The 6,848-nt window shown below is 71.8% G+C and carries 6 protein-coding genes; 4 read left to right on the plus strand and 2 right to left on the minus strand.

The genetic code is table 11. The annotated features are described in order from the left end of the window. The 3 genes from CA983_RS38590 to CA983_RS38600 form a co-directional block, all read left to right on the plus strand. Positions 1-869: protein phosphatase 2C domain-containing protein (locus CA983_RS38590; RefSeq protein WP_086605370.1), on the plus strand; the 869-nt coding region annotated here is incomplete at its 5' end. Between the two features lie 66 nt (positions 870-935). After that, positions 936-2,678 (plus strand): pyruvate dehydrogenase, encoded by a 1,743-nt coding sequence (locus tag CA983_RS38595; RefSeq protein ID WP_086605371.1) that lies wholly within the window; start codon positions 936-938, stop codon positions 2,676-2,678. A gap of 399 nt (positions 2,679-3,077) precedes the next feature. After that, entirely contained in the window at positions 3,078-3,560 is a 483-nt protein-coding gene (locus CA983_RS38600; protein ID WP_244207280.1) for an ATP-binding protein, read from the plus strand. A gap of 57 nt (positions 3,561-3,617) precedes the next feature. Here the strand turns inward: CA983_RS38600 and CA983_RS38605 are convergent, their stop codons facing one another. Further along, a complete protein-coding gene (locus tag CA983_RS38605) occupies positions 3,618-4,664 on the minus strand; it encodes a DUF2637 domain-containing protein (protein WP_086605372.1) in 1,047 nt (348 codons plus the stop codon). A 354-nt stretch (positions 4,665-5,018) separates the two neighbouring features. Beyond that, positions 5,019-5,870, minus strand: coding sequence for a (2Fe-2S)-binding protein (locus tag CA983_RS38610; protein WP_086605373.1), 852 nt, complete (start codon positions 5,868-5,870; stop codon positions 5,019-5,021). Positions 5,871-6,046: 176 nt separating this feature from the next. Here CA983_RS38610 and CA983_RS38615 point away from each other — a divergent pair. After that, the coding region (locus CA983_RS38615) for a GntR family transcriptional regulator (RefSeq protein ID WP_086605374.1) at positions 6,047-6,848 on the plus strand (802 nt) is incomplete at its 3' end.

The following is a 6,848-nucleotide window of genomic DNA, read 5'->3' on the forward strand; positions in this document are numbered from 1 at the left end:
CGGACACCGTGCTCGACGGGGCCCGGTACGGGGCCTGCACGTTGCGGGCCGTGTCGGTGCGGGGGGACTCCGCGCGGTACCGGGGGGAGCCGCGGCGGGACTCGCTGCTGACCGCGCGGTTCGGCACCGGCGAGCAGGCGCTGCTGCTGGTGGCGATGGCGACCGGGGCCCGGGCCACGCCGGGGGCGCACCGGGCCGCCGCCGAGGCCTGTCACTGGATCGGACGGGCCGTCGGACGCAGTCACGCGCGGCTCGTGGAGGACATAAGGGCGGGGCGGCGCGGCGACCTGAAGTCCGGACTGCACCGCCTCACCGACCGCAGCCTGGGCAAGCTCCGCGCCAGCGCCGCCGAACACGGCGTCGACCCGGAGGAGTACGCGGCCGGCCTGCGCTGTCTGCTGCTGCCCGCCGACCCCGAGTGCCGTACGCGCGTCTTCTTCGGTGTCGGGCCCGGCGGGCTGTTCCGGTTGCGGGACGGTGAGTGGCAGGACATCGAACCGCAGGTCGCCGAGATCAAGGGCGAACCCGTCGTGGGGTTCGGATCGCCGCCCTCCGAGACGCCCGACGGCGACCGGCTCACCATGGACCTGGGCATCCCGACCCCGCCCAGCCCCTACGAACCGGCCCCGGAACCACCCCGCGAACCCTTCCGCTTCCGCACCTCCGTCGCCCGCCCGGGCGACACGCTCCTCGTGTGCAGCGCCGGTCTCGCCGACCCGCTGCGCGGCGAACCCGAACTGGGCGACTACCTCGCCGAGCGGTGGTCCCGCCCCGAGCCGCCCGGCCTCGCCGCGTTCCTCGCGGACTCCCAAGTACGGGTCAAGGGTTATGCCGACGACCGTACGGCCGCGGCCGTTTGGGAGGCGTGACGGCGTCTCGTGTGACTTGATGGAACCCGGAGGGATCCCAGGAGACCGAAGGGGCAGACGAGAGTCATGGCCAAACAGAACGTCGCGGAACAGTTCGTCGACATCCTCACCCGCGCCGGAGTCAAACGCCTCTACGGCGTCGTCGGCGACAGCCTCAACCCCATCGTCGACGCCGTCCGCCGCAACTCCGCCATCGACTGGATCCACGTCCGGCACGAGGAGACCGCCGCCTTCGCCGCCGGGGCGGAAGCGCAGATCACCGGCAAGCTCGCCGCCTGCGCCGGCTCCTGCGGGCCCGGCAACCTCCATCTCATCAACGGCCTCTACGACGCCCACCGCTCCATGGCCCCGGTCCTCGCCCTCGCCTCGCACATCCCGTCCAGCGAGATCGGCCTCGGCTACTTCCAGGAGACCCACCCCGACCGGCTGTTCGCCGAGTGCAGCCACTACAGCGAGCTGATCTCCAGCCCGAAGCAGATGCCGCGGCTGCTCCAGACCGCCATCCAGAACGCCGTCGGCCGCTCCGGCGTCAGCGTCGTCTCCCTGCCCGGCGACATCGCAGCCGAGCCCGCCCCGGAGAAGGCCGCCGAGACCGCCCTCGTCACCTCCCGGCCGACCGTCCGCCCCGGCGACGCCGAGATCGACCGGCTCGTCGAGATGATCGACGACGCCGACAAGGTCACCCTGTTCTGCGGCAGTGGCACGGCCGGCGCGCACGCCGAGGTCATGGAGTTCGCCGGGAAGATCAAGTCACCGGTGGGGCACGCGCTGCGGGGCAAGGAGTGGATCCAGTACGACAATCCCTTCGACGTCGGCATGAGCGGACTCCTCGGGTACGGCGCCGCCTACGAGGCCACCCACGAGTGCGACCTGCTGATCCTGCTCGGCACCGACTTCCCGTACAACGCCTTCCTCCCCGACGACGTGAAGATCGCTCAGGTCGACGTCCGGCCCGAGCACCTCGGCCGCCGCTCGAAACTGGACCTCGCGGTGTGGGGCGACGTACGGGAGACGCTGCGCTGCCTCATCCCGCGGGTGCGGGAGAAGAAGAACCGCCGCTTCCTCGAACGGATGCTGAAGAAGCACGCGGACGCGCTGGAGGGGGTGGTGAAGGCCTACACCCGCAAGGTCGAGAAGCACACGCCGATCCACCCCGAGTACGTGGCGTCCGTACTCGACGAAGTCGCCTCCGACGACGCCGTGTTCACCGTGGACACCGGCATGTGCAACGTCTGGGCCGCCCGCTACATCTCACCCAACGGCCGCCGCCGCGTGATCGGTTCCTTCTCCCACGGCTCCATGGCCAACGCGCTGCCCATGGCGATCGGCGCGCAGTTCACCGACCGCGAGCGGCAGGTCGTGTCGATGTCCGGCGACGGCGGGTTCTCCATGCTGATGGGCGACTTCCTGACGCTGGTGCAGTACGACCTCCCGGTCAAGGTGGTCCTCTTCAACAACTCCTCGCTCGGTATGGTCGAGTTGGAGATGCTGGTCGCCGGACTCCCGTCCCACGGCACCACCAACAAGAACCCCGACTTCGCCGCCGTCGCGCAGGCCTGCGGTGCCTACGGCGTACGCGTCGAGAAGCCCAAGGACCTCGCCGGGGCGCTGAAGGACGCCTTCAAGCACAAGGGCCCGGCCCTCGTCGACATCGTCACCGACCCCAACGCCCTGTCCATCCCGCCGAAGATCAAGGCGGAGATGGTGACCGGGTTCGCCCTGTCCGCCTCCAAGATGGTGCTGGACGGCGGGGTCGGCCGCATGGTCCAGATGGCCCGCTCCAACCTGCGCAACGTGCCCCGGCTCTAGCGCTCCGAAGACCTGGCGGTAGGGCGTCCACCGGCGTGCAAGGGTGTCGTACCCGGAACCGTCGTACTTCGGCCAACTTCACCGGACCGTCGCGCGCGGGGACCAGCCGCCCCATCCCTTCGCCGCGTACGGAAGGATCGGCAGCCGGCCATGGGCAGTTCGTCCGATCTCCGGCGGTCAGGATCCGCCGCGGGACGTCTTCCGGCTACCCTCTTGTCCCCCTTCCCTTCGCCGTCGCACTGCTCAGGGCCCCTCCGCCCGGCCCGCCGGTCCCGGCCACATGGCCGAACACCCGGTCGTTGACGATTCGAGATGACTGCCGCGTGCCCGACGGGGCATGGATCCCCGTGAACGTGTTCGAGCAGGAGGGGAACCGACATCGGCGCGCGGGCGGGGGTCATGGAGAGGCAGGCACGGGGAGGCGGTCCCATAACGATCGGGGCTTTCTCGGCGAAGACGGTGGAGGGCAAGGCCGAAGACGTCACGGAGCAGGTGCCGGCGCCTCAGCTGAGGCGCAGACTCGGGCGGGCGGACCTGCGGGCCGTACCGGAGGCCCGCAGGGCCCTGCGGGAGCTGCTCGGGCAGTGGGGGAGGACCGCGCGATCGGACGTGGCGGAACTGCTCACCAGTGAACTCGTCACCAACGCGATCGTCCACACCGACCACGACGCGGTCCTGACGGCCACCGTCGGACCCCGTGGACTACGGGTGGAGGTACGGGACTTCGTGGCCCGCAGACCCCGGCTGCGCGTACCGGTCGCCGACGACGGTACGAACGGCAGGGGCCTGTTCCTGGTGCAGTCCCTCGCGGACGCCTGGGGCGTCAGGGCGCACGGAGTGGGCAAGGCCGTCTGGTTCGAGCTTCAGGCCGAGGCGGCGTGAACGGCGAAGGGGCGCGGCCCGCAGGCCACGCCCCCTTCCCGGCTCTGTGCGGCTCGGTCAGCCGAACTGCTGCTCCAGGTCCTTGAGCTTGCGCTCCAGGGAATCGAGGCGCGGCAGCGCCATGGTGTCGTCCTCGGCGGTGAGGTCGACGGTCACCGGGTCAGCCCCGCGGCGAACGGGCTGAAGGGAGGGACGCGAGCGGGCGGGCAGTTGCTCCGGCCCGGATATGGCAGGCTCCGCGGAGACCTGCGAGGAGCCGCGCTCCACCTGCACCTCCAGCTGCCGGCCGCCACCACCGCCACGGCCGAGGTAGCCGCGGTGACCGCGGCTGATCGCCTTCAGCTGGGCCCGCTCCACACGCTGCTGGTCGCGGCGCCGCTGCCGGTCGGCGTCCTTCTTGCGCTTGTCCTCGCGCACCTCGTCGACGGCCTCGTCCAGGCTGCGCACACCCTCCAGGAGCATCAGCGACCAGGCACGGTACGTCTCCCGGGGGGCCCGCAGCCAGCGCACGATACGGATCTGCGGCAGCGGGCGCGGCACCAGGCCCTGCTCGCGCAGGGCGGCCCGGCGGGTCTGCTTCAGCGCGCGGTCGAACAGGACGGCCGCCGAGAGGGACATGCCGGCGAAGAAGTGGGGGGCGCCGTCGTGGCCGACGCCCCTGGGTGCGTGCACCCAGTTGAACCAGGCCGCGGCGAGCGCGAATGTCCATACCAGTATCCGCGAGCCGAGCGCCGCGTCACCGTGGCTGGCCTCGCGCACCGCGAGGACGGAGCAGAACATCGCAGCGCCGTCCAGGCCGAACGGGACGAGGTACTGCCAGCCGCCGGTCAGGCCGAGGTTCTGCTCGCCGAAGCCGACCAGGCCGTGGAAGGAAAGCGCGGCGGCGACGGCCGCGCAGCAGAACAGAAGGACGTAGGAGACGGTGCCGTAGAGGGCCTCCTTGCGTCTGCGGCGCTCCTCGTTGCGCTCCCAGGAATCGTCCGCGCTCGTGTCTTTGACCGAGGAGCGCTTGCCGCGCGCGAGCACCGCCACCGCCGCCAGCATGCCCAGGAGAAGCACGGCGCCCGGAAGCAGCCAGTTCAGCGATATGTCGGTCAGTCTCATCTGGGTGGTCCCTTGCATTGGGATAGGGCGTAACGCCCGCCATAGTGGCCCAATCCCACCGGCCCTCAGGGGGTTTCGGGGCAAGAGACCGCCAAGGAAGTGCAAGGGATTGCCCAGGGCGGCATTCTGCTCGAACTGCCGCTTGAGGGGCGAGAGTTGAGTTCGAACAAGACTACCCGCACGGGTGGTTCTCCGGAAAGTTCCCGTGACCGGTGAGGAAGTTGTGAATCGGCTGCACGCGTGTGGGTGGCCGGTTCCGTGATGATCCTACGGGGTTGGTGGGGGCTGGTCTGCCTGTGCCTGTCGGCGTCTGTCCGGGGCCGCCGGCGTCCGCCCGTGTCCAGCCGGGGTGCCTCAACCGGCCGTGGCCAGCAGCTTGGTGACCCGGTCGGCGTCGCAGGTGCGCGGGCAGGTGGCGCAGGTGTCCTCGGGGCGCAGGGTGTAGAACATGCAGCAGCTCGCGCGGTCCCGGGTGCGCAGCGGCTCGCCGCCGGGGCCGGTCAGCTCGCGGAAGGCCGCCGTGCCCACGTACGGCTTGGTCGCGCCCGGCAGGAGCAGTTCCAGCTCGCGCATCGCACGCCGCTCCTCGATCTCGCCGAGCAGCTGGGCGACGTACCAGAGCCCCTCGACGATCTCGTCCGTCGCCATGCCCCACAGGGCCCGGCCGCGGCGCCGCATCCTGGGGCCGAAACCGGCCAGGACCGGCTCCAGGTGCTCGGCGACCGCCGACCGTACCTCGGCCCGCAGCGCCTCCTCGTCCGGGACGACCCGGGCGCCGGGCAGCGCGGCGGCCTCGTCGCCGGGCAGGCAGGCGAAGCCGGCCGGGCGGACGGCCAGGTGGCCGACGGGGTGGCCGGGGGCGGTGCGGTCGTACGAGACGTGCGTCACGGGGTACCGGGGCACGCGGCGGTGCAGGAACCAGGGGACGGTGATCAGGAGGCAGGCGGGCCAGGCGTAGCGGTGCAGGCCGAAGCTGGCGGTCACGTCGGGGCGTGCCTGCCGGCCGTAGTCCCGGCGGATCTGGGCGTCGTCCCAGGACAGGAAGGCGTCGAGGCCGGGGCCGGCTTCCGCGAGCGCGGCGGCGGTGATCCAGTTGCCGCCCTGGGGAGCCTCGTCCTCGGCGGTCAGTTCGGTGATGGCCAGCCCCGGGAGGACCTCGGCCAGACGGGCGTACGCGCCGGAGAGGGCCGAAGGGGGCAGGGGCATGGGATCACCGGTCCGAGTCCGCGTCTGTTGAACGGGTCGCTTGAAGGTAAGCCTTACCTTACCCGAGAGGGCTGGGATTTGAACTGGCGGCCGGTGCGCTTATGGTGCTTGACGGGCGAGTAACAACCCGCCGTAATGACCCCAAGTACCGATACGTCCGCAGGAGGAGCCGAGCCGTGAAGCAGGGCGCGCAGGGCTCCGCCGGGAGCGGGCAGGCCCGGGTGCCGCAGCAGGCTGTGGCGGCTGATGCGAGTCGGGTGAGGCCTGGCGCTGGTGGGGCTGCGGCCGGTGGGGCCTCCGAGAGGGTCCGGGGAGAGCACACGCACAGTGAGCCCGCCGCGCCGTCCGCTCCGCGAGGCCGGGCCGTCGTTCAGCGGTCCTCGGTGCGCGGGCAGATCGTGGACGCGCTGCGGGCCGCGCTGGTGGCCGGGGACCTCAGGCCCGGGGAGGTGTACTCGGCGCCGGTGCTGGGCGAGCGGTTCGGGGTCTCCGCGACGCCGGTGCGGGAAGCCATGCAGCAGCTGGCCATCGAGGGTGCCGTCGAGGTCGTGCCCAACCGTGGGTTCCGGGTGGTCGAGCGCGGGGCGCGGGAGCTGGCGGAGCTGGCCGAGGTGCGGGCGCTGATCGAGGTGCCGGTGATGCTGCGGCTGGCCCGGACGGTGCCGGCGGAGCGCTGGGCCGAGCTGCGTCCCCTCGCCGAGGCGACGGTCCGCGCGGCGTCCTCCGGCTGCCGCGCGACCTACGCGGAGTCCGACCGGGGGTTCCACCGGGCCGTGCTGTCCCTCTCCGGGAACCAGCAGCTCGTCCAGATCGCGGAGGACCTGCACCGGCGGGCGCAGTGGCCGCTGGTGGGGAGCGGGCCGGGGATGCGGGGCCGGGCCGATCTGGTGGCGGACGCACATGAACACACGGCGTTGCTGGACGCGTTGATCGCCCGGGACCTGGACGTGGTGCGGGCGCTGGTGGGGGAGCACTTCG

Origin of the sequence: Streptomyces swartbergensis, from assembly GCF_002148965.1 — a bacterium.
Classification (GTDB): Bacteria; Actinomycetota; Actinomycetes; order Streptomycetales; family Streptomycetaceae; genus Streptomyces; species Streptomyces swartbergensis.

Excerpts from the sequence above, each read along its gene's own strand:
- CA983_RS38595 (WP_086605371.1), top strand. The coding sequence starts at position 936 with ATGGCCAAACAGAACGTCGCGGAACAGTTCGTCGACATCCTCACCCGC.
- CA983_RS38600 (WP_244207280.1), top strand. The coding sequence starts at position 3,078 with ATGGAGAGGCAGGCACGGGGAGGCGGTCCCATAACGATCGGGGCTTTC.
- CA983_RS38605 (WP_086605372.1), bottom strand. The coding sequence starts at position 4,664 with ATGAGACTGACCGACATATCGCTGAACTGGCTGCTTCCGGGCGCCGTG.
- CA983_RS38610 (WP_086605373.1), bottom strand. The coding sequence starts at position 5,870 with ATGCCCCTGCCCCCTTCGGCCCTCTCCGGCGCGTACGCCCGTCTGGCC.